This is a genomic window from Paenibacillus sp. FW126-R14 (assembly GCF_058789495.1).
This window is the reverse complement of record NZ_JBYTBS010000015.1, coordinates 1-19,456: the sequence shown is the minus strand read 5'-3', so window position 1 is coordinate 19,456 and position 19,456 is coordinate 1. Positions and strand designations below refer to the sequence as shown.

At 49.4% G+C, this 19,456-nt stretch carries 15 protein-coding genes; 12 read left to right on the top strand and 3 right to left on the bottom strand.

The features are described 5' to 3' along the window. Positions 1-25 precede the first annotated feature (25 nt). Entirely contained in the window at positions 26-358 is a 333-nt protein-coding gene (locus AC3WRW_RS12190; protein ID WP_492546586.1) for a YtrH family sporulation protein, read from the bottom strand. 124 nt (positions 359-482) lie between these two features. Between AC3WRW_RS12190 and AC3WRW_RS12185 the strand changes: the two genes are divergently transcribed. From AC3WRW_RS12185 to AC3WRW_RS12150, 8 genes are all read left to right on the top strand, one after another. Next, positions 483-4,130 (top strand): DNA polymerase III subunit alpha, encoded by a 3,648-nt coding sequence (locus AC3WRW_RS12185; protein WP_492546585.1) that lies wholly within the window; start codon positions 483-485, stop codon positions 4,128-4,130. Positions 4,131-4,201: 71 nt separating this feature from the next. Next, complete coding sequence (locus AC3WRW_RS12180) at positions 4,202-4,702, top strand: phosphatidylglycerophosphatase A family protein (RefSeq protein ID WP_492546584.1); 501 nt, start codon at positions 4,202-4,204, stop codon at positions 4,700-4,702. 171 nt (positions 4,703-4,873) lie between these two features. Then, complete coding sequence (locus tag AC3WRW_RS12175; protein ID WP_171684083.1) at positions 4,874-5,065, top strand: glutamate decarboxylase; 192 nt, start codon at positions 4,874-4,876, stop codon at positions 5,063-5,065. A 66-nt stretch (positions 5,066-5,131) separates the two neighbouring features. After that, positions 5,132-5,998 (top strand): acetyl-CoA carboxylase, carboxyltransferase subunit beta, encoded by an 867-nt coding sequence (gene accD / locus AC3WRW_RS12170; protein WP_492546583.1) that lies wholly within the window; start codon positions 5,132-5,134, stop codon positions 5,996-5,998. After that, positions 5,988-6,962, top strand: coding sequence for an acetyl-CoA carboxylase carboxyl transferase subunit alpha (gene accA / locus AC3WRW_RS12165; RefSeq protein WP_171684081.1), 975 nt, complete (start codon positions 5,988-5,990; stop codon positions 6,960-6,962). Before accD ends, accA begins: the two co-directional genes overlap by 11 nt. Further along, on the top strand, positions 6,955-8,709 hold the full coding sequence (gene pyk, locus AC3WRW_RS12160; RefSeq protein WP_492546582.1) for a pyruvate kinase: 1,755 nt from the start codon (positions 6,955-6,957) through the stop codon (positions 8,707-8,709). The genes accA and pyk overlap by 8 nt, the downstream gene beginning before the upstream one ends. Before the next feature lie 699 nt (positions 8,710-9,408). Beyond that, positions 9,409-9,861 carry an acyl-CoA thioesterase gene (locus AC3WRW_RS12155; protein WP_492546581.1) on the top strand — a complete coding sequence of 151 codons (453 nt, stop codon included), beginning with the start codon at positions 9,409-9,411 and terminating at the stop codon, positions 9,859-9,861. A 14-nt stretch (positions 9,862-9,875) separates the two neighbouring features. Further along, positions 9,876-10,271 (top strand): FxsA family protein, encoded by a 396-nt coding sequence (locus AC3WRW_RS12150; RefSeq protein ID WP_492546580.1) that lies wholly within the window; start codon positions 9,876-9,878, stop codon positions 10,269-10,271. Positions 10,272-10,317: 46 nt separating this feature from the next. Here AC3WRW_RS12150 and ytvI read toward each other — a convergent pair whose 3' ends face one another. Further along, positions 10,318-11,454, bottom strand: a complete 1,137-nt coding sequence (gene ytvI, locus AC3WRW_RS12145) for a sporulation integral membrane protein YtvI (RefSeq protein WP_492546579.1) — start codon at positions 11,452-11,454, stop codon at positions 10,318-10,320. Positions 11,455-11,629: 175 nt separating this feature from the next. Between ytvI and AC3WRW_RS12140 the strand changes: the two genes are divergently transcribed. Beyond that, positions 11,630-13,753, top strand: a complete 2,124-nt coding sequence (locus AC3WRW_RS12140; protein ID WP_492546578.1) for an RNA degradosome polyphosphate kinase — start codon at positions 11,630-11,632, stop codon at positions 13,751-13,753. On the opposite strand, the gene AC3WRW_RS12135 is transcribed toward AC3WRW_RS12140, so the two are convergent. Further along, positions 13,719-15,254, bottom strand: coding sequence for a Ppx/GppA phosphatase family protein (locus tag AC3WRW_RS12135; RefSeq protein WP_492546577.1), 1,536 nt, complete (start codon positions 15,252-15,254; stop codon positions 13,719-13,721). The two genes, AC3WRW_RS12140 and AC3WRW_RS12135, sit on opposite strands and share 35 nt — an antisense overlap. A 301-nt stretch (positions 15,255-15,555) precedes the next feature. Between AC3WRW_RS12135 and citZ the strand changes: the two genes are divergently transcribed. The 3 genes from citZ (at position 15,556) to mdh (ending at position 19,198) form a co-directional block, all read left to right on the top strand. Further along, positions 15,556-16,668: a citrate synthase gene (citZ, locus tag AC3WRW_RS12130; RefSeq protein WP_492546576.1), complete on the top strand. Its 1,113-nt coding sequence runs from the start codon at positions 15,556-15,558 to the stop codon at positions 16,666-16,668. Between the two features lie 231 nt (positions 16,669-16,899). Beyond that, on the top strand, positions 16,900-18,198 hold the full coding sequence (gene icd / locus AC3WRW_RS12125) for an NADP-dependent isocitrate dehydrogenase (protein WP_492546575.1): 1,299 nt from the start codon (positions 16,900-16,902) through the stop codon (positions 18,196-18,198). Positions 18,199-18,256: 58 nt separating this feature from the next. Then, positions 18,257-19,198: a malate dehydrogenase gene (gene mdh, locus AC3WRW_RS12120; protein ID WP_492546574.1), complete on the top strand. Its 942-nt coding sequence runs from the start codon at positions 18,257-18,259 to the stop codon at positions 19,196-19,198. The last annotated feature ends 258 nt before the right edge of the window (positions 19,199-19,456 follow it).

Genomic DNA, 19,456 nt, shown 5'->3' with positions numbered 1-19,456 from the left:
TGATATCGGGCGAAAGGAGGGACCCTCAAGGCTGATGGCCTCCCTTGCATATCATTTGGATGAGCGAAGTGCCGATCTGCGCGCCAAAGAAGGCGACGATAATCAGAATGATCTGTTTAATTGCCGGATTCAAATGTCCGATGGCGACATGACTTTCTATATAGCGTATCGGATCAATCGTGCCGCCTACGGCAGCCACCATGGCCCAAATTTTAATATTTTCAGCAACCGTCATCATTTTCTCCGTCGGCGATTGCATGGTCAGTACAGCTGCGATGCCGCTCAACATGCTGCCTCCGAAGACGACCCCGAACGCAATGCAGAAGTATAATATGATATTCGCCCAAAAGACACCCATGGCTTTTACCGCTTCCTTTCCAGCTAATGTTGGGGACAAACTCTCCATGACCTATTGTATGGGAATGCACAGCCACAATATGATAAGATGTAAGGAATAAAATGAGAGCAGGGAGGAAATGCTGATGAGTTCGTTTGTACACTTGCATGTGCATAGTGAATACAGTTTATTGGATGGTGCCGCACGCATGGAGGAGCTTGTTGCGCAAGCAGCTAATCTGGGCATGACCTCTCTGGCTTTAACGGATCACGGTGTGATGTACGGGGCTATTGCCTTCTACAAGGCTTGCAAACAGCGTGGCATTAAACCCATTATCGGGTGTGAGGTTTATTTTACAGCGGGCTCCATCCGCGACAAAGGGACCAGACAAGAACAGCCGATCTACCATCTCATTCTTCTCGCCAAAAATTACAAGGGCTATCAGAATCTGATGAAGCTTTGCTCCATTGGGCATTTAGAAGGCTTTCACTATAAGCCGCGCATTGATTTGGAACATTTGTCCAAATATTCAGAGGGGCTTATCTGTTTGAGCTCCTGCTTGGGCAGCGAAATCTCGCAGCATCTGCTGCATAACCGGCTGGATGAAGCGAGACAAGCGGCAGAGCGCTATCGGGATATTTTCGGAGATGACTTCTTTCTGGAAATTCAAGATCACGGCATGATCGAGCAGAAAAAAGTGATGGTTGCCATGATCGAGCTGAGCAAACAAACCGGCATCCCGCTGATTGCGACGAACGATGTGCATTATGTGACGGAACCGGACCATGTGATGCAGGATATCCTGATCTGTATTGGGACCGGCAAAACGGTGGAGGACACGGACCGGCTCAAGATGGGCACAAGCCAGATGTATTTGAAAAGCGAAGAGGAGATGCGGCGGTTATTCGTCCATGTCCCCGAAGCGCTGGCGAATACGGCTGTCGTGGCTTCGCGATGCGAGCTCCAGCTGGATTTCGGCAAATCGATTTTGCCTAGCTTCCGGCCCATTCCGGAGCATCTTACGGCAGCTGAATATTTGCGAGAGCTGTGCTTGGAGGGCCTAAAGCTGCGGTATGGCTCAAAACCCGGATGGGAGAAGCCGGACTCGCCGCTGAAGAAGCAAGCGGAAGAGCGATTGGCCTATGAATTAGGCGTCATTGAGAACATGGGATTCTCCGATTATTTCTTGATCGTATGGGATTTCATTCGTTTTGCTCATGAGAAACGCATCATGACGGGGCCGGGCCGGGGTTCTTCCGCCGGAAGCCTTGTCGCGTACGTGCTGCGCATAACGAATGTAGATCCGCTGCAGTACAAGCTGCTCTTTGAGCGCTTTCTGAACCCGGAGCGGATTACGATGCCCGATATCGATATCGATTTTAGCGATGAGCGCCGGGATGAAGTGATCGATTACGTCGTAGCCAAATACGGACATGAGCATGTGGCGCAAATTATCACTTTCGGAACGATGGCGGCGAAAGCGGCGGTCCGAGACGTCGGCCGTGTGTTGAACGTTCCTTACGGGGATGTGGACCGTGCGGCCAAGGCGATTCCGAATGCGCTCGGCATGACGCTGACGGAGGCGCTGCAGGTCAGCTCCGATCTGAAGTCGCTGGTCGCGAGACAGCCCAAAACCGCCGAGCTGCTGGAGATGGCCATGCGCGTGGAAGGCATGCCGCGCCATGCTTCGACGCATGCGGCCGGGGTGGTCATTTCCAGAGAGCCGCTGACGCAGTATGTGCCGCTGCAGGAAGGCACGACGCAAACAGCGTTGACGCAATACACGATGGAGCATCTGGAAGCCATTGGGCTTTTGAAAATGGATTTTCTGGGCCTCAGGACGCTGTCGATTATTGAGCGAACCGTGGATTGGATTGCTCAGATGGAAGGCTTGCGTCTGGACTTTGACGGACTGGATATGGACGAAGACACGGTTACTTACGGCTTGCTGAGCAAGGGCGAAACCACCGGGATTTTCCAACTGGAATCTACGGGTGTCCGCAAAGTGCTGAAAGATTTGAAGCCGTCCGTTTTTGAGGACATTATTTCCGTATTGGCTTTGTATCGTCCAGGTCCGATGGAGTTCATTCCCAAATATATTTACGGCAAGCACGGTCAGGTGGAAGTGGTTTATCCGCACCCGACTTTAGAGCCGATTCTCCGGGATACGTACGGGATTATCGTGTATCAGGAGCAAATTATGCAAATCGCCTCTTCGATGGCCGGATTTTCCTTAGGCGAAGCGGATTTGTTGCGGCGTGCGGTTTCCAAAAAGAAGCGGGAAGTACTCGATGAAGAGCGCACCCACTTCGTGAAGGGCAGCTTGCAGCAAGGCTTTAGCGCCGAAGATGCGAACCATGTCTATGATATGATCGTGCGCTTTGCCGACTATGGCTTCCCAAGGGCGCATGCGACGGCATATGGGGTGTTAGCTTTCCAAACGGCCTACCTCAAAGCGCATTACCCGATTTATTTCATGGCCTCGATGTTAACGGCCGTGATGGGCAATCACAGGAAGGTTGCCGAATATGTGGATGAATGCCGGCGGATGAAAATTGACGTGCTGCCTCCGGATGTAAACGGCAGCGGAACGGTATTTACGCCTGATCCTTCGTCCGGGGCGATCCGGTTTGGACTTGCGGCGATTAAAAACGTCGGCACGCAAGCGATCGATGCGATTTTAAGCGAACGCCAAAAGTCGGCCTTCGAGAGCTTGCTTGATTTCTGCCGGCGTGTTGATTTGCGCGTCTGCAACAAGCGGGTGGTCGAATCGTTGATCCAGGGCGGAGCCTTCGACACGTTGGGAGGCCATCGCGCCCAGCTGATGGCTATTCTGGATGAAACGATTGCCTCCGCTACGAAATGGCGCAAAGAGCGGGACGATCTGCAGCTTCACCTTTTCGGCTTTGTCGAAGAGCCGAACTGGGAAGTCGAGGTGCCGAATATCCCGGTCATGCCGCAGAGCAAGCAGTTGGAGCTGGAGAAAGAGCTTCTCGGCATGTATATTTCCGGGCACCCGCTCGACGCGTATGCGCAGCCCCTTGCCGAAATGGAAGCTGCCATGCTGCATCAGCTGGCTGAGCTGCCGGACAACAGCGAAGTTCTTGTCGCTGGGATGATTCTCTCGAACAAGACGATCGTGACCAAGAAGGGCCAGCCGATGGCCTTCATGGAGCTGGAGGATCGGATCGACAAGGTCGAGGTGGTGCTCTTCCCCGAGACCTGGAAGCAGGCCGCTCCGCTCGTGCAGAAGGGCAGACTTGTCCTCGTCCGGGCGAAGCTGCAGCTGCAGGACGAGGACCCGCCCAAGCTGCTCGCGGAGCAGCTTGCCGCGCTGGACGACCCAGCGGGCGTCCAGCGGCTGTGCAGGCAGCCTGGGATGCCTAGGCGGTCAGTTGACGGAGTCAACGACCGGCCGGCTCGCGCGGCTGCCGTTTCCGCGCGCAGCGGCGCCCCTGCCAAGCAGGCGGCCCCGCAGGCCGGCCGCCAGGAGCCCCGCGCCGCTGCGGCGCGAACCGACGCTGCCCGCGTGCAGGGCAGCGGCAGCCCCGCTGCGGAGGCGAAGCCGCAGCGGGTGTTCGTCAAGATCTCGGCTGACTGCGAGCAGCCGGATAAGCTCCTGCAGCTGAAGGCGCTGCTGAAGCTGCACAAAGGGCCGCTCGCGGTTGCGCTATTCTACGAAAGCAGCAACAAGCTCTTGGCCCTTAGCGACCAATATCTGGTCGATCCTTCCAAGGATCTGATCCGCATGATTGAAACGATCATGGGTAAAGATTCCGTAAGAGTGAAATAAAGCATGCTTCCTCCGCATATGAATAGGAACCCGGCATTTCAGGGGGCATTTCATGTGTAGGAGGAGGATTTATGACCGAACAGCATATGATCCAGCTGCTGCAAAAGCGCGGTGTAACCGTTGAACAAATTTCAGAGATTGTGTTTAAGCTGCAGAAGCCCTATAATGAACAGCTCACGGAGCAAGAATGCATCGACAGCGTACTGACTGTTCTCTCCAAACGGGAAGTGCAATACACGTTGTACACAGGCATCGCGCTGGATGAGCTGGCGGAGAACAAGCTGCTGCCCGAGCCTCTGCAATCCATTCTTGAGGCCGACGAGCCGTTGTTCGGTGTCGATGAAACTTTGGCGCTAGGCATTGTCCATGTCTATGGAATGATCGGATTGACCAGCTTTGGCTATCTGGATAAAGAAAAGATGGGAATCATCCGGAGCCTCAACGATGACAAAAGCGCTGTGCATGTTTTTCTCGATGATTTGATTTGCGGACTAGCGGCAGCCGCTTCTGCCAGAATCGCTCATCAGAATGAGCATGCGCCTGATTATAGCAGTAAATTGCGTCTGGACTAACTCGTTAGTTCAGACTTCACTTTTTTTCATGAACGTGCTCTGTTGCGGGAAAAAGAGAAATTATGATATCATTATTCCATTGTGTGCGCCTATGCTTATGCGGGAAGTTTATTATCATCGTTACTAGTTGCCCCAATCCATGTAGTTGCACTTCATAGGAGGTTTTTTTTCATGTGGACGGTGATATACATAGCTCCTACCGCGAAAATTGCCGAGCGGATTAAACAGAGGCTGACGGAAGAAGGATTTCTCGTGCAAGTAAGGGGGATCTCCTCCTTATCCAAAAATCAGTTCGAAATCGTCGTCCCTGCCGGGGAAGTCGAGGAAGTGCAGGAAGTGCTCAATTCTATTTTACATAGATAGTTAAAGTAGAAGTAAGTAACGTGGCGTGTCAGAGGTTCACGATAACAGCCAATTAGAGGTGGAAATGTGCTAAAGGATTTATTTCAAAAGCGTAAATACGCAACGATTCCTTCTGAGAAAACAAAAAGGGATATTCCCGAAGGGTTAATGAATAAATGCCCGAAATGCGGTACCATTCAAACGAGTAAAGAGCTAGAGAAAAACCTGAAAGTCTGTACAGCTTGCGGCTACCATTATCGTTTAAGCGCATTGGAACGCATTCAATTAACGCTCGATGAAGGCGAGTTTCTGGAATACGATGCGAATATGATTTCTGAGGACCCTTTACAGTTTCCTGACTATGTAGAGAAATTAGATAAAGCGAAGAACACGACGAAATTACAAGACGCGATTATAACCGGGGAAGGCACCATTGGCGGTTATCCGGTTGTGGTTGCGGCCATGAGCTTTGATTTTATGGGCGGATCGCTTGGCTCCGTTGTAGGAGAGCGCATTACGAGAGCGGTTGAAGCTGCAATTGAAAAGAAGGTTCCAATCATTATTTATTCCACTTCAGGTGGCGCGCGTATGCAGGAAAGTATTCTTAGTTTGATGCAAATGGCCAAAACAAGCGCAGCTTTGTCTAAGCTGAGTGCCGAAGGCGGACTCTTTATTTCCATCATTACGGATCCGACGTTTGGCGGCGTATCCGCAAGCTTTGCCATGCTCGGAGACATTATCATTGCTGAACCTGCAGCGTCTTTCGGATTCACGGGCCGCCGCGTTATTGAACAAACCATTAAACAAAAGCTGCCGGACAATTTCCAGACATCAGAATTCAATCTCGAGCATGGTCAGCTCGACAAGGTCGTTGCCCGTAAGGATATGCGGCCTACGTTAATCAAGCTACTGGACATGCACGGAGTGAAGGGGGAGGCGACTTATGGCGGGTGAAATGCCGTTTGAACAGCCGCTGGCGGAACTGAAGAGCAAAATTGCCGAGCTGCGCAAATTTGGAGCAGAGAAGCAAATTGATTTTTCAGAGGAAATACGCCGTTTGGAAGAAAGATACGTTCAGCTGGAAGATGAGCTGTATGCCAGCATGTCTTCTGCGGAGAAAATGCAATTAGCGCGTCATCCTCAAAGGCCGACGACGATTGATTATATTTTATCTATTTTTACTGATTTCATAGAGTTTCATGGCGATCGATTGTATGGAGACGACCTGGCGATTGTGGGCGGACTAGCCAAATTGAACGGTGTTCCTGTTACCGTAGTCGGTCATCAAAAAGGGAAAGATACGAAGGATAATATTGCCCGCAATTTCGGATGTCCGCATCCGGAGGGCTTCCGCAAAGCGCTGCGTATGATGCGCCAAGCGAACAAGTTCAAACGTCCGATTATTACATTTATCGATACCAAAGGCGCATTCCCCGGGAATGCTGCAGAAGAGCGTGGTCAAGGAGAAGCGATTGCCAGAAATTTGCTGGAAATGGCCTCTTTTCGTGTGCCGATCATCTGTATCGTTATCGGTGAAGGCGGCAGCGGCGGCGCACTGGCCTTAGGATTAGGCAACAAGGTGTTGATGCTGGAGAATGCGATCTATTCGGTCATTAGTCCGGAAGGCGCAGCTTCCATCTTATATAAAGATGCTTCCCAAGCGCTACACGCGGCAGAAGCAATGAAGATTACCGCAGATCACATTAAAGAGTTGAACGTCATTGACGGCATCGTTCCGGAGCCTAAAGGCGGCGCGCACCGTGATCCTGCTGCACAAGCAGAATTTATCAAAACAGCGATCTGGGAACAGCTTGAGCCATTGCTAAGTTTGACCGAACAGGAGCTGTTAGAGGACCGTTACCATAAATTTAGAGAAATAGGTCGGTTCACATTTACTCAGGAGGGAAACCATGCGTAAAACGAAAATTGTCTGTACCATCGGACCAGCAAGCGAATCACAAGAGAATTTGAAAAAACTCCTGTTAGCGGGAATGAACGTTGCCCGTCTTAACTTCTCCCACGGAGATTTTGAGGAGCATGGCGCACGTATCCGCAATCTTCGCGCTGCATCTGCTGAGACAGGCAAATTAGCGGCAATTTTGCTAGACACCAAAGGGCCTGAAATCCGTACCGGCAAATTGAAAGAAGAACCGATTGAGCTCGTTCAAGACAAGCATATCGTTTTGACGACCGAAGAGATTCTTGGCGATGCTGACCGCATCTCCGTTACTTACTCCGATCTGCCGCGCGACGTTGAAGTCGGTTCCACGATTCTAATCGATGACGGTCTGATCGGGCTTACGGTTGTTGACATTCGCGGAACGGAAATCGAGTGCCGCATCGTCAATGGCGGAACGATCAAAAGTAAAAAAGGCGTTAACGTGCCTGGCGTGAAGATCTCTCTTCCGGGTATTACGGAAAAAGACGCCAACGATATTATTTTCGGTATCGAGCAAGGCGTAGATTTCATCGCAGCTTCTTTTGTTCGTAAAGCAAGCGACGTTATGGAAATTCGTGAATTGCTGGAAAAACATAACGCAACTCACATTCAAATCATCAGTAAAATCGAGAACCAAGAGGGCGTAGACAATTTAGACGAAATTCTCGAAGTATCCGACGGTCTGATGGTTGCCCGTGGGGATCTCGGTGTTGAAATTCCGGCTGAAGACGTACCGGTTGTGCAAAAGCAAATGATCAAGAAATGTAACATCGTCGGCAAGCCGGTTATTACGGCAACGATGATGCTGGATTCCATGCAGCGTAACCCGCGTCCGACGCGTGCGGAAGCAAGTGACGTAGCGAACGCCGTGTTCGACGGAACAGATGCTGTGATGCTTTCCGGTGAAACGGCTGCCGGGAAATATCCGGTTGAGTCCGTTCAAACGATGGCTCGTATTGCTGAGCGTGCGGAAGCAGCTTTGGAATACAAAGAAATTTTCTTGCGCCAAGCACAAGCACAGCAAGTTACGGTTACGGAAGCGATCTCGCAAGCGGTAGCTAACTCTGCTTTGGAACTTGGAGCGAAAGCGATTTTGACAGCTACGGAAAGCGGATATACGGCAAGAATGGTATCCAAATACCGTCCGAAAGCGCCAATCATCGCGATTACGCCAAGCGAGCAAGTGATTCGTCGTTTATCCCTGGTATGGGGCGTTATCCCGGTAATGAGCGTACAAGCTAAAACAACGGACGAGCTGTTCAACTTGGCTGTAGACAGCTCCATCAAAACAGGCATCGTCTCTTTAGGCGATATCGTCGTTATCACGGCGGGTGTCCCTGTCGGACGCTCTGGAACAACGAACTTGATCAAAGTTCACCACGTAGGCGAGATGCTGGCCAAAGGTACGGGTATCGGCATGCAAACCGCTACAGGTATCGTTGTCACCGCACGCACGCCTGAAGAAGCGAACGCCAAAATGGTTGACGGCGCCGTGCTCGTAACGGTAACTACGGATAAAGAGTATATGCCGGCTGTACAAAGAGCTTCCGCTTTGATTACGGAAGTAGGCGGCATTACTTCCCATGCGGCTGTTGTTGCGCTTAGCCTTGGAATCCCGGTTATCGTTGGCGTTGAGAACGCGGTAGAAGTTATTAAAGACGGTACAGAAGTGTCGATTTATCCAGAAGTAGGTATCATCTACTCTGGTCAAGCGAGCGTTCTGTAAGCTATAACGAAGAGGCTGTCTAGGAGGGTCTGATCCGACCCAACTGGACGGCCTCTTTTTCTTTGGGGGAAGCATGCACATGGAGTTGCCAGAGGGAACTATGATCCGTTATTTAGAGTAAAAGCGGACCTTTGGGCGGCTGAAGGGAACTGTGGTCCTCTATTCTGGCGGGTTTGGTTACATGAGGCGGCTTGCGGAGTAAATAAGACCCTGTAGTTCCACATAGAGCCTGAATGGGGCCGATTTGGCTCCATTAGCGCCCTGTAGTTCCTCTTGGAGCAAGGTCTTGAGGATTTCGGCCGCCGCCCGTGTTGCCAAGATCATCAGCAGCTATCTGTTTTAAATATTAGCTGGAAAATTTCCTGTTAATCCCGCTGCATCCTCGTTTAACTGGAAACTCCAAGTAATCCATTCTTATCTTCCACACAGACACTCGAATCACACTCTAATCGCAATGCTCGCACACCTCATCAGCCCCCACCACTGTCGTCCCTTCACACGTCCTACCAAGCTAGCTACTCCAAGTAATCAATTCTTTCCTGCCACATGGACGGTCAAACCAAACTCTGATCGCAATGCTCGCATTCTTCTTAATCGCTGCCACTGATAACCCCTCGCGCAGCCAGCAAAAAGGGAGTTCATCCCCCTCTCTGTGTTATACTAAACGCATAACTTTGTCCTTGGGAGGCTTGCAAATACATGAATGAGGAAAGATGGCATGAGCACCGGATGCGCGTACGGTATGCCGAGACAGATCAGATGGGCGTAGTTTACCACGCTAACTATTTGAACTGGTTCGAAATCGGACGAACGGAGCTGATCAGGGAGTTAGGCTACCCTTACCGCCGTATTGAGGATAAAGGGCTGCTGCTGCCCGTCGTCGAAGCGGAGGTTAAGTTCAAGAAGCCGGCTCGGTACGACGATTTGGTAAGTATTAACACCAGAGTGATTGAGATTAGCTCAGTACGTCTCCATTTTGCATACGAAATCAGGAAGATTACTGAAGATTTGACACCTGAATCAGCGGAAACAAAGGGGGATTTGCTTGTAACGGGAACCACGCGTCATGTTTGGGTGAATCCTTCTTGGAAGCCGGTACGTATAGACAAGGAAGCGCCGGAATTGTGGCAGCTGTTATCTGAGTACTCTTAAAAGGGGTTGGGTTTATGTTACGCATCATTCTTGCCATTTTCATTCTTGTGCCTGCTATTGAAATTTCCCTTCTTATCCTGATAGGGCATTTAGTGGGCGGTTGGACGACATTTGCCTTTATCATTCTAAGCAGCGTTCTTGGCGTTTATTTCGCTAAACGGGAAGGACGCAAAGTGCTGGAGTACGCTCGGTTTGAGTGGTCCCAGGGGCAGCTGCCGGCACAGCATCTGTTGGATGGCATTTGTATTTTCCTCGGCGGCATCTTATTGATTACACCGGGCTTTATCACGGACATCTTCGGTTTTCTCCTTGTTTTCCCGTATACGAGGCCGATCTTCAAGGTGATGCTCCTAGCATTGATCCGAAGACAAATTGGCAAAGGCAACATCCATTGGATCAATCGAAGATAAAGCAGTTGCCTTGCAAGCAGCCTCAATAACAAAGGCCCGGTCTCCTTTATTCAGGAGGTGCCGAGCCTTTTTGTATGTAAGTGGCGATATCGTGAAAGATTCGCGCTCTGTAAAAAGCGGATATCAGAATGAGCGACACAGGTCCGATAATGAGTCCGAGAAGCCCGAATAGCTTCAATCCGACGAACATGGCGATTAATGTGGCGAGCGGGTCAAGCCCGACGGAGGAAGCGAGTACTTTAGGCTCCATAATTTGTCTGGCAATCACGATGACGCCGTACAGAATGCTGAGCCCGATCCCGAGGAACAGATCCCCTTGTGCAAAAAACACGTACAGGATCCAAGGCACCATCACCACGCCGGTTCCCAAGTAAGGCATCAAATCCGCCAAGCCGGTTAGCAAGCCGATTGTAATGGCATAGTCAACTCGCAGAACGAGCAGGCCAATGATTACGACCAGAGCCGTCAGCGAGACCAGAATGAGCTGTGCGCGCATGTAGCCGAACAACGCCTTTTGTAAATCGTTTCGGATCAATTGCGTCGTCTTTACGATGATGTCCGAGAAGATGCCTTTATACCTTTTGATGAGCAGGTACCAGTCTTTGCTTATAAAAAAAGTAGCCAGCATGACGATGATCGTAATTGTTGCGATATTGGGCAGCGAAGTGAGAAAACGTCTCAATGTGTCAAATACGTAGCTGATGACATACTTACTGACATCCGCAATCGAGCCCGCCGTGGAAGACAGGTTCTTGTTGACGGTTTCTTGATATTTAGGGTTATTTTCGAAAAAATCGTTAATTTTCTCAATCCAGTTCTGGAACGCCGTTGAATTGATGAATACGTTGAACTGCTCCACCCAACGGTTTATCTGGAACTGCAGGGTATCGGCCAGAGATCCTAGCTCCACAATGATGTTAGCGACAAGCAGCGTAATGGCCGTTATCATAGCGGCTAAGAAGATGAGCATGGATAAGGTGACGGCAAGCCAACGCGGAAACTTCAATTTGAATTGGAAGAAATTCACGACCGGATTGAGCATAAGTGCTAAAATCCAGCCAAAAATAAATGGGTATATAAGCGGAACTACATAGTATAAGGCGCAGCCGATTCCAGCGACGATCAAAGCCACCCAAATGCCCCTGAAAATCTGGTGGACTAAGCGCGGATTCAGGATTCCCATCGTTTTTTCTCTCCTTGGTTCAGTTCTCTGTATTGTACCATGAACATGGATAAATACGGAAACGATCATTCCTTTACAAAATCTTCATATAATTGAAAAGGGGGAGCTGCATTGTCGGCATACCGGACACATAGTACAATGAAGTCATAAACTAGATAACCAAATTGGAGGCTTTATGAGTATTGCGCGAGAACCCGATCTGAAAGAAGTTAAAGAGCTCAAGGAGCACAAAGAGATTTCGACCAAGTACTTAAATCGCGATTTAAGCTGGATCGAATTCAATTGGCGTGTTCTGCAGGAAGCCCAGGATCCAAGCACTCCACTGCTTGAGCGTGTGAAATTTCTGGCCATCGTATCTAGCAATCTCGACGAATTCATGAGCGTTCGTGTTGCAGGGCTCAAGGATCAAATTAAGGCTGGATATAACAAAAAAGATTTCACTGGCTACACGCCAGCGGGATTGATTAAACGAATTATGAAGCGCACATCCAAAATGGTGAGCGAACAGTACAAAACGTATCGTGAAGTGACCCGGTTGTTGACCAAAGAAGGCATCGTGTTCACGGAATACGAGGATTTGAATATGAGCCAGAAGAAAGCTATGGATGAGTATTACCATGACATTATTTTTCCGGTTCTGACGCCGATGGCTGTGGATCAAAGCCGGCCATTTCCGCTTGTACATAACCATTCTGTCTATTTGGCCGTCCTTCTGGTTAGAGAAGGAGATGACCCGGATGATGAGCCTTATTTTGCCATTGTGCAAGTTCCGAGCAATTTGTCCCGTTACATTTCCGTACCGACGCGGACCAATAGCAAAAAGCAGGAGTTTATTCTTCTCGAGGAATTAATGGAGCATCATATCCAATCGCTGTTCAGCGGTTATATTCCGATTTCCGTTCATGGCTTCCGGGTGACCCGCAATGCCGATTTAACGCTTAATGAGGAAGGCGCGGAGGATCTGCTGGAGGAGATCGAGAAGGAGCTGAGACGCAGGCGCTGGGGTTCTCCTGTACGGCTTGAGGTTCAAGAAGGAATTCATCCTTATGCCCTTGCCCAGCTTCAGGATGAGTTCGAGATTGAAGAGCAAACGTTTGAAATTGACGGGCCGCTCGATATTACCTATTTTATGAAGCTGGCGAATACGCTCAGCGGTTTTGAAAATCTTCGCTATCCGCGGGTTAATGCCAAATATCCCATTGAATTCGAGGATACGAATAATTTCTTCGATGTGCTGAAGCAGAAGGACGTGCTTGTTCATCACCCGTATGAAACGTTCGACGCTGTGACCGATTTTATCGTCCATGCGGCCTATGATCCCAAAGTGCTGGCGATCAAAATGACGCTGTACCGGGCGAGCGGGAACTCTCCGATTATTCAAGCGCTGGCGAGAGCCGCGGAATCCGGCAAGCAGGTGACGGTCGTCGTGGAGCTGAAAGCGCGGTTTGACGAAGAGCGGAATATCGCCTGGGCGAGAATGCTGGAAAAGTCAGGCTGTCACGTCGTTTACGGCCTTGTCGGACTCAAAACGCACGCGAAGATCACTCTGGTTGTACGTCAAGAAGAAAATATGCTGCGGCGTTATGTGCATGTGGGGACAGGAAACTACAATGACATTACGGCTCGTCTTTATACGGATGTGGGACTCTTCACCTCCAATAGCGTGATCGGCGAGGATGCCTCGGCGCTGTTCAATGAAATTACCGGCTACTCCGCGCCGCATGATTGGCAGTCGTTTGCCGTAGCGCCTACGGATCTAAAGGATAAGCTGTTTGAGCTGATTGCCCGGGAAGCGGCGCATGCCAAAGCAGGCAGACCGGCCAAGATCATTGCCAAAATGAATTCGTTGTCCAATCAGGAAATGGTGGATGCGTTGTACGCTGCGTCGCAAGCGGGCGTGAAGATTGAACTGATTATTCGCGGCGTATGCTGTTTGCGTCCAGGGGTACCGGGCCTTAGCGAGAACATTACGGTGCGCAGTATCGTGGACAGGTTCTTGGAGCATTCGCGCATGTATTACTTCGAAAATGGCGGCTCTGTCGACGTTTATTTATCCTCCGCCGATTGGATGACACGGAATTTGACGCGCCGGATTGAATTGATGTGCCCGGTCACGGACCCGCAAATGAAGAAAATGATGATTTCGATTCTGAACGTCAGTCTGAATGACAATGTCAAAGCCAGAGAGCTTATGTCCAACGGGATGTACGCCCGCATAAAAAACGAACTGACTCCTTATCGGAGCCAGTTCGAGGCGATGAAGATTACTTCTTGGAAAAAACTCCGGCTTGAGTCTTAAGCTTGAGTCCCCAAGTTTTCTCGAATTCCTTCGTAATCGCTGCGAGCTCTTTCAACTCAAGAATCGGGTTGTGAACGCAAAGCAGCTTGAGGGTCAGAGATGTTTCAGAGCGGGTAACGATCAGTTCGTGAACAGGCTGAGTCTCGCTATAATCCAAGGCAATCGCCAGTTTCAGCAGTGTGCCTAGCTTCACAATTAACGCCTCGTCGGATTCCTTTAACAAGTCTTTGTATGCAAGGGCTTGCTGATGGGTCCGGCTTTTTGTTTTGAACGCAGCGACCAGCGAGCAGATCACGATTTCCCGGTGCGTGAGGCCGTCGATTCGCGCATTCGCAATCATGTACTGCGTGTGTTTCAAATATTGATAATAGTGTACGCTTACGCCGATTCGGTGCAGAAGCGCGGTTGCGTGCAAATAACGCCGGCTGTCCCCGTCAAGATCGTATTGGGGTGCAAGCTTGTCATAAAGCTGCATGGCGAGTTGATCGACGCGTCTGACATGCTTTTCCGCTCCGTTTGGATGAAGGCAGAGCAAATTGTTAACGCTGGATTCCAGAACGTCCTGGTTGACCGGCTGCTTGGGATCGAACGTCTCGAAGAACAAACCGTCGCGAAGTCCGGAACCACTGATGATACACTGAGAGGCATTAGCTTTCTGGAACAAGGTATCTAAAATAATAAGACCCGGAACGATAATGTCGGAGCGTTCTTTGGAGAGGCCGTCTATTTTTCTTCTCTTTTCGATGGGAAGGGAAGACAGCAAGGTGACGAAAGAACGAAGCTCTCCGGGCTTCAATTCGTAATTATGCGCAAGCTGGAGCGAATATTTGGCGCGTTTTTGACTCATTTTGCCGAGTGTGCGAATCGTACCGCCCAGTCCGATCATCGGAAGATTCGGGGATTGGGTAATCCAAGGATGCTCGGCGATAGCCTCCTCCACCATGCGGCGAATATCGGCCGACTCCTGTTCGGTCAAATTGGCATTCTTCATGTATTGACGGGTTGTGTTCACGGCGCCGAAAGGAAAGGAAATACTGTTGATTAGTTTCCGATCCCGCAGTAACGTAACCTCTGTGCTGCCGCCGCCAATATCAATGATGAGCGCGTCCCGGATGTCAATCGTATTAATGACGCCCAAATAACCGTAGCGGGCTTCCTCCGTTCCGCTTAGCACTTCAATTTTGAGTCCTGTCTGCTCTTCAAGTACACGTACAATATCGGTTGAATTGGCCGCGTTGCGAATGGCTGCAGTCGCCACAGCTCTTACCGTTTGAACTTCGTGAACCCGGCACAGCAGCGCGTAGTGAGACAGGATGGGGACGATGGATATAATGTCTTTGCTATGTAAAATACCATCATACCCGATACGCTCGCTGAGTCTGGCGGAATCTTTATGTTCGCTTATAACGCGGTAAGCCCCAAGCTCATTGATTTCGTAGATCACGAGCCGTATCGAGTTGGACCCGATATCGATGATACCGATTTTTGTGCCGCTGCTCATGTCATTGCTCCTTTATCCGAGAAAATCGCTGATGTTTTGCCTACATTGTATCAAGTGAAGACCGTCTCGACAAACTTTTACAAAAACGCTGAATAATTCGGGAAAATATACAAAAACTTGTATCGTGCGTCTGAAGTTGCGAAGCAAAATTAAGTGGCATCTTTGTGTCAAAAAGATTCTTTATGGTAGTGATAATGAACTTTTATGTCCTCTTTTGTTCACTTACCGGGTAAAATACTTTATTATTGAAGTTAGGAAAAAAGCAATTTTTTGCTAATAGAGTAGCTAAGGAGAGATTCTCATGACTGCAACCAAAGGTTTAGAAGGAATTGTAGCCACGACCTCGTCGATCAGCTCCATTGTAGATGGAGTGTTGACATATCGCGGGATTGATATTGATGACCTCGCAGAAAATGCGACATTTGAAGAAGTTATTTATTTGCTTTGGTTCGGCAAACTGCCTACCCAAGCTGAGCTTGAGAAACTGCAAAGCGACCTGAACGCTCACAGCAAGGTGCCCGATGCGGTGATCAACCAGTTGAGAACATACCCGAAAAATGTGAATTCCATGGCTGCGCTGCGTACGGCTGTATCTGCACTTGCCCTGTATGACGATGAAGCGAACGACATGAGCCAAGAATCCAATGTTCGTAAAGCGATCAAATTGCAAGCGCAAATTCCTGGCATCATTGCGGCATTCGCTCGCATCCGTGAAGGTAAAGAGCCTTTAGCTTCCCCGGGATATTCATCCGTAGCGGCTAACTTCTTGTACCAATTGACTGGAAAAGAGCCGGACAAAGTTGCGATTGAAGCTTTGGACAAAGCGCTAGTTCTTCACGCGGACCACGAGTTGAACGCTTCCACGTTCGCTGCGCGTGTAACGGTTGCAACGCTGACTGACATTTACTCCGGCATTACTTCCGCGATCGGCACGCTCAAAGGACCTCTTCACGGCGGTGCGAACGAGGCGGTTATGGCCATGCTTGAAGAGATCGGCACTGTAGAGAACGTAGTTCCTTACATTAATGATAAATTAGAGCGTAAAGACAAAATTATGGGCTTTGGACACCGTGTATACAAAAACGGAGATCCGCGTGCAAAGCACTTGCAAAAAATGTCTTACGAGCTTGGCAAGCTGACTGGCAACCTGAAATGGTACGAAATGTCCGTTAAAGCAGATGAGCTTGTAACTGGTCTTAAAGGTCTGAAACCGAACGTAGACTTCTACTCGGCTTCCGTCTACACAACACTTGAAATCCCGCGCGACCTGTTCACGCCGATCTTCGCGATCTCCCGTACATCCGGTTGGACGGCCCATATCCTGGAGCAGTACGAGAACAACCGCTTGATCCGTCCTCGCGCTGAGTACACAGGTCCGGTTAACCAAAAATACGTTCCGATCAGCGCTCGCTAATCGGCTTGCCTATTCGCTTAAGGTGCGGGCAGTTCGGTATCCGGCTTCAGGGACTTCTTTTTTCCTGGGGCGTACCGCAGCTCCCGTCACTTTTTGTGTGCCTGAATGCTTTTACCTGCTACTACGGGGACGAGATAAATTTTTAAAATTCACCTATTTGTAGTAAAGTAGCTAGTGGAGTATTTATCCTTTGAACTCGTATCATTTTAAACAAATTTAGGAGGAACTATCATGCCACAATTCGAAACTTACGAGCTTCCAACAGAAGGTCAAAAAATCACAATCGAGAACGGTGTACTTCAAGTACCGAACAACCCAATTATCCCTTACATCGAAGGCGACGGTACAGGTCCTGACATCTGGGCAGCTTCCGTACGCGTTCTTGATGCAGCCGTAGAGAAAGCTTACAAAGGCGAGAAAAAAATTGCTTGGTACGAAGTTTTTGCCGGCGAGAAAGCTTTTAACAAATTCAACAACTGGCTTCCTAACGATACGCTGACAGCTATGCGCGAATACATCGTGTCCATCAAAGGACCTCTGACTACGCCTATCGGCGGCGGTATTCGCTCCCTGAACGTTGCGCTTCGTCAAGAGCTGGATCTATACGTATGTTCCCGTCCGGTTCGTTATTTCAACGGCGTTCCTTCACCGGTTAAACGTCCTGAACTGGTTGACATGGTTATTTTCCGTGAGAACACAGAAGATATTTACGCTGGTATCGAGTGGGAAGCTGGTTCTGATGCAGTTAAGAAAGTACTCAAATTCCTTCAAGACGAAATGGGCGTTAAGAAAATTCGCTTCCCGGAAACTTCAGGGATCGGTGTTAAGCCAGTATCTTCCGAAGGTACAGAGCGTTTGGTACGCGCAGCAATCGAGTACGCAATCAAACATGGCCGTAAAACAGTAACATTGGTACACAAAGGCAACATCATGAAATTCACAGAAGGCGCGTTCAAAAACTGGGGTTACGAGCTGGCTGAGCGTGAGTTCGGCGACAAAACATTCACATGGGCGCAGTACGACCGCATCAAAGAAGAGCAAGGCGCAGAAGCTGCGAACAAAGCTCAAAAAGACGCAGAAGCTGCTGGCAAAATCATCGTAAAAGATGCGATTGCTGACATCGCACTGCAACAAGTATTGACGCGTCCGACTGACTTCGACGTTATCGCAACATTGAACCTGAACGGTGACTACCTGTCTGATGCACTTGCTGCACAAGTTGGCGGTATCGGTATCGCTCCAGGAGCAAACATCAACTACGTGACTGGCCACGCGATCTTCGAAGCTACGCATGGTACAGCTCCTAAATATGCAGGTCTTGACGTTGTTAACCCAGGTTCCGTTATCCTGTCCGGCGTTATGCTTCTTGAGCACCTTGGCTGGTTGGAAGCGGCTGAGCTGATCTACAAAGGCTTGGAAACTTCCATTAACAACAAAACAGTTACTTATGACTTCGCTCGCTTGATGGAAGGCGCAACTGAAATCAAATGCTCCGAATTCGCGAACGAAATCATCAAAAACATGGCTTAATTTCTTTCGTATAGCGCAAGCTAACGATATCTTTATACAATGAGGAGGCACATTTTAAATGGCGATCCGTCGTAATAAAATCACCGTTATCGGCGCAGGCTTCACAGGCGCAACTACGGCACTAATGCTTGCTCAAAAAGAACTTGGTGACGTTGTTCTTCTCGATATTCCGCAATTGGAAAACCCTACAAAGGGTAAAGCGCTCGATATGCTTGAAGCCGGTCCGGTTCAAGGCTTCGACGCTCAAATCACGGGTACATCCAACTATGCGGATGCTGCTGATTCCGACATTGTCATCATCACTGCCGGTATCGCACGTAAACCGGGCATGAGCCGCGACGACTTGGTTAACACGAACGCAGGCATCGTGAAATCCGTTTGTGAGAACGTAAAAGCAGTAGCTCCTAACTCCATCGTTATTATCTTGAGCAATCCGGTTGATGCGATGACTTATGTGGCTTACCAAGCTCTTGGCTTCCCGAAAAACCGCGTGATCGGTCAATCCGGCGTATTGGATACAGCCCGTTACTTGACGTTCATCTCCCAGGAGCTGAATGTTTCCGTTGAGGACGTTAGAGGGGTTGTGATCGGCGGACACGGCGATGACATGGTTCCATTGGTTCGTTACACATACGCGGGCGGAGTGCCAATCGAGAAGCTGATCCCGGCGGAACGTATTGAAGCTATCGTTCAACGTACACGTACGGGCGGCGGCGAAATTGTAAATCTGCTTGGTAACGGTAGTGCATATTACGCGCCAGCTGCCTCCCTTGTGCAAATGACAGAAGCGATTCTGAAAGATAAAAAACGGATTATCCCTACGATCGCCCTTCTTGAAGGCGAGTATGGCTATGACAACTTGTTCATGGGCGTCCTGACTGTACTGGGCGGCAACGGTATCGAGAAAATTATGGATATCGAACTGACGGAAGCAGAAAAAGCGGCTTTGGACAAAACAGCAAACTCTGTTCGCAACGTTATCAAAGTTGTAACAGGTTAAATATCATACAGCAAAGAGCCAGCCTCCTATTTTTAGGGGTTGGCTCTTTTTTTTATGAAAATAATGTCTTTGCTTCCTGAGTTGACCCCGAAAAAATGGACATAGCAAACTAGACCTACCTTTATAGGCAGTTCTTAATGACGTTAATGTTTGTAGGTTAAGCAGGCTTTACTGAATATCGTTTGGCCTCTAGTTGACGAATATACATGGCTTCGCGATTAAGCTCACGTTTTAACTTCCACTGTTCTAAGTAATCGT

Excerpts from the sequence above, each read along its gene's own strand:
- AC3WRW_RS12190 (WP_492546586.1), bottom strand. The coding sequence starts at position 358 with ATGGGTGTCTTTTGGGCGAATATCATATTATACTTCTGCATTGCGTTC.
- AC3WRW_RS12185 (WP_492546585.1), top strand. The coding sequence starts at position 483 with ATGAGTTCGTTTGTACACTTGCATGTGCATAGTGAATACAGTTTATTG.
- AC3WRW_RS12180 (WP_492546584.1), top strand. The coding sequence starts at position 4,202 with ATGACCGAACAGCATATGATCCAGCTGCTGCAAAAGCGCGGTGTAACC.
- AC3WRW_RS12175 (WP_171684083.1), top strand. The coding sequence starts at position 4,874 with ATGTGGACGGTGATATACATAGCTCCTACCGCGAAAATTGCCGAGCGG.
- accA (WP_171684081.1), top strand. The coding sequence starts at position 5,988 with ATGGCGGGTGAAATGCCGTTTGAACAGCCGCTGGCGGAACTGAAGAGC.
- pyk (WP_492546582.1), top strand. The coding sequence starts at position 6,955 with ATGCGTAAAACGAAAATTGTCTGTACCATCGGACCAGCAAGCGAATCA.
- AC3WRW_RS12155 (WP_492546581.1), top strand. The coding sequence starts at position 9,409 with ATGAATGAGGAAAGATGGCATGAGCACCGGATGCGCGTACGGTATGCC.
- AC3WRW_RS12150 (WP_492546580.1), top strand. The coding sequence starts at position 9,876 with ATGTTACGCATCATTCTTGCCATTTTCATTCTTGTGCCTGCTATTGAA.
- ytvI (WP_492546579.1), bottom strand. The coding sequence starts at position 11,454 with ATGGGAATCCTGAATCCGCGCTTAGTCCACCAGATTTTCAGGGGCATT.
- AC3WRW_RS12140 (WP_492546578.1), top strand. The coding sequence starts at position 11,630 with ATGAGTATTGCGCGAGAACCCGATCTGAAAGAAGTTAAAGAGCTCAAG.
- AC3WRW_RS12135 (WP_492546577.1), bottom strand. The coding sequence starts at position 15,254 with ATGAGCAGCGGCACAAAAATCGGTATCATCGATATCGGGTCCAACTCG.
- citZ (WP_492546576.1), top strand. The coding sequence starts at position 15,556 with ATGACTGCAACCAAAGGTTTAGAAGGAATTGTAGCCACGACCTCGTCG.
- icd (WP_492546575.1), top strand. The coding sequence starts at position 16,900 with ATGCCACAATTCGAAACTTACGAGCTTCCAACAGAAGGTCAAAAAATC.
- mdh (WP_492546574.1), top strand. The coding sequence starts at position 18,257 with ATGGCGATCCGTCGTAATAAAATCACCGTTATCGGCGCAGGCTTCACA.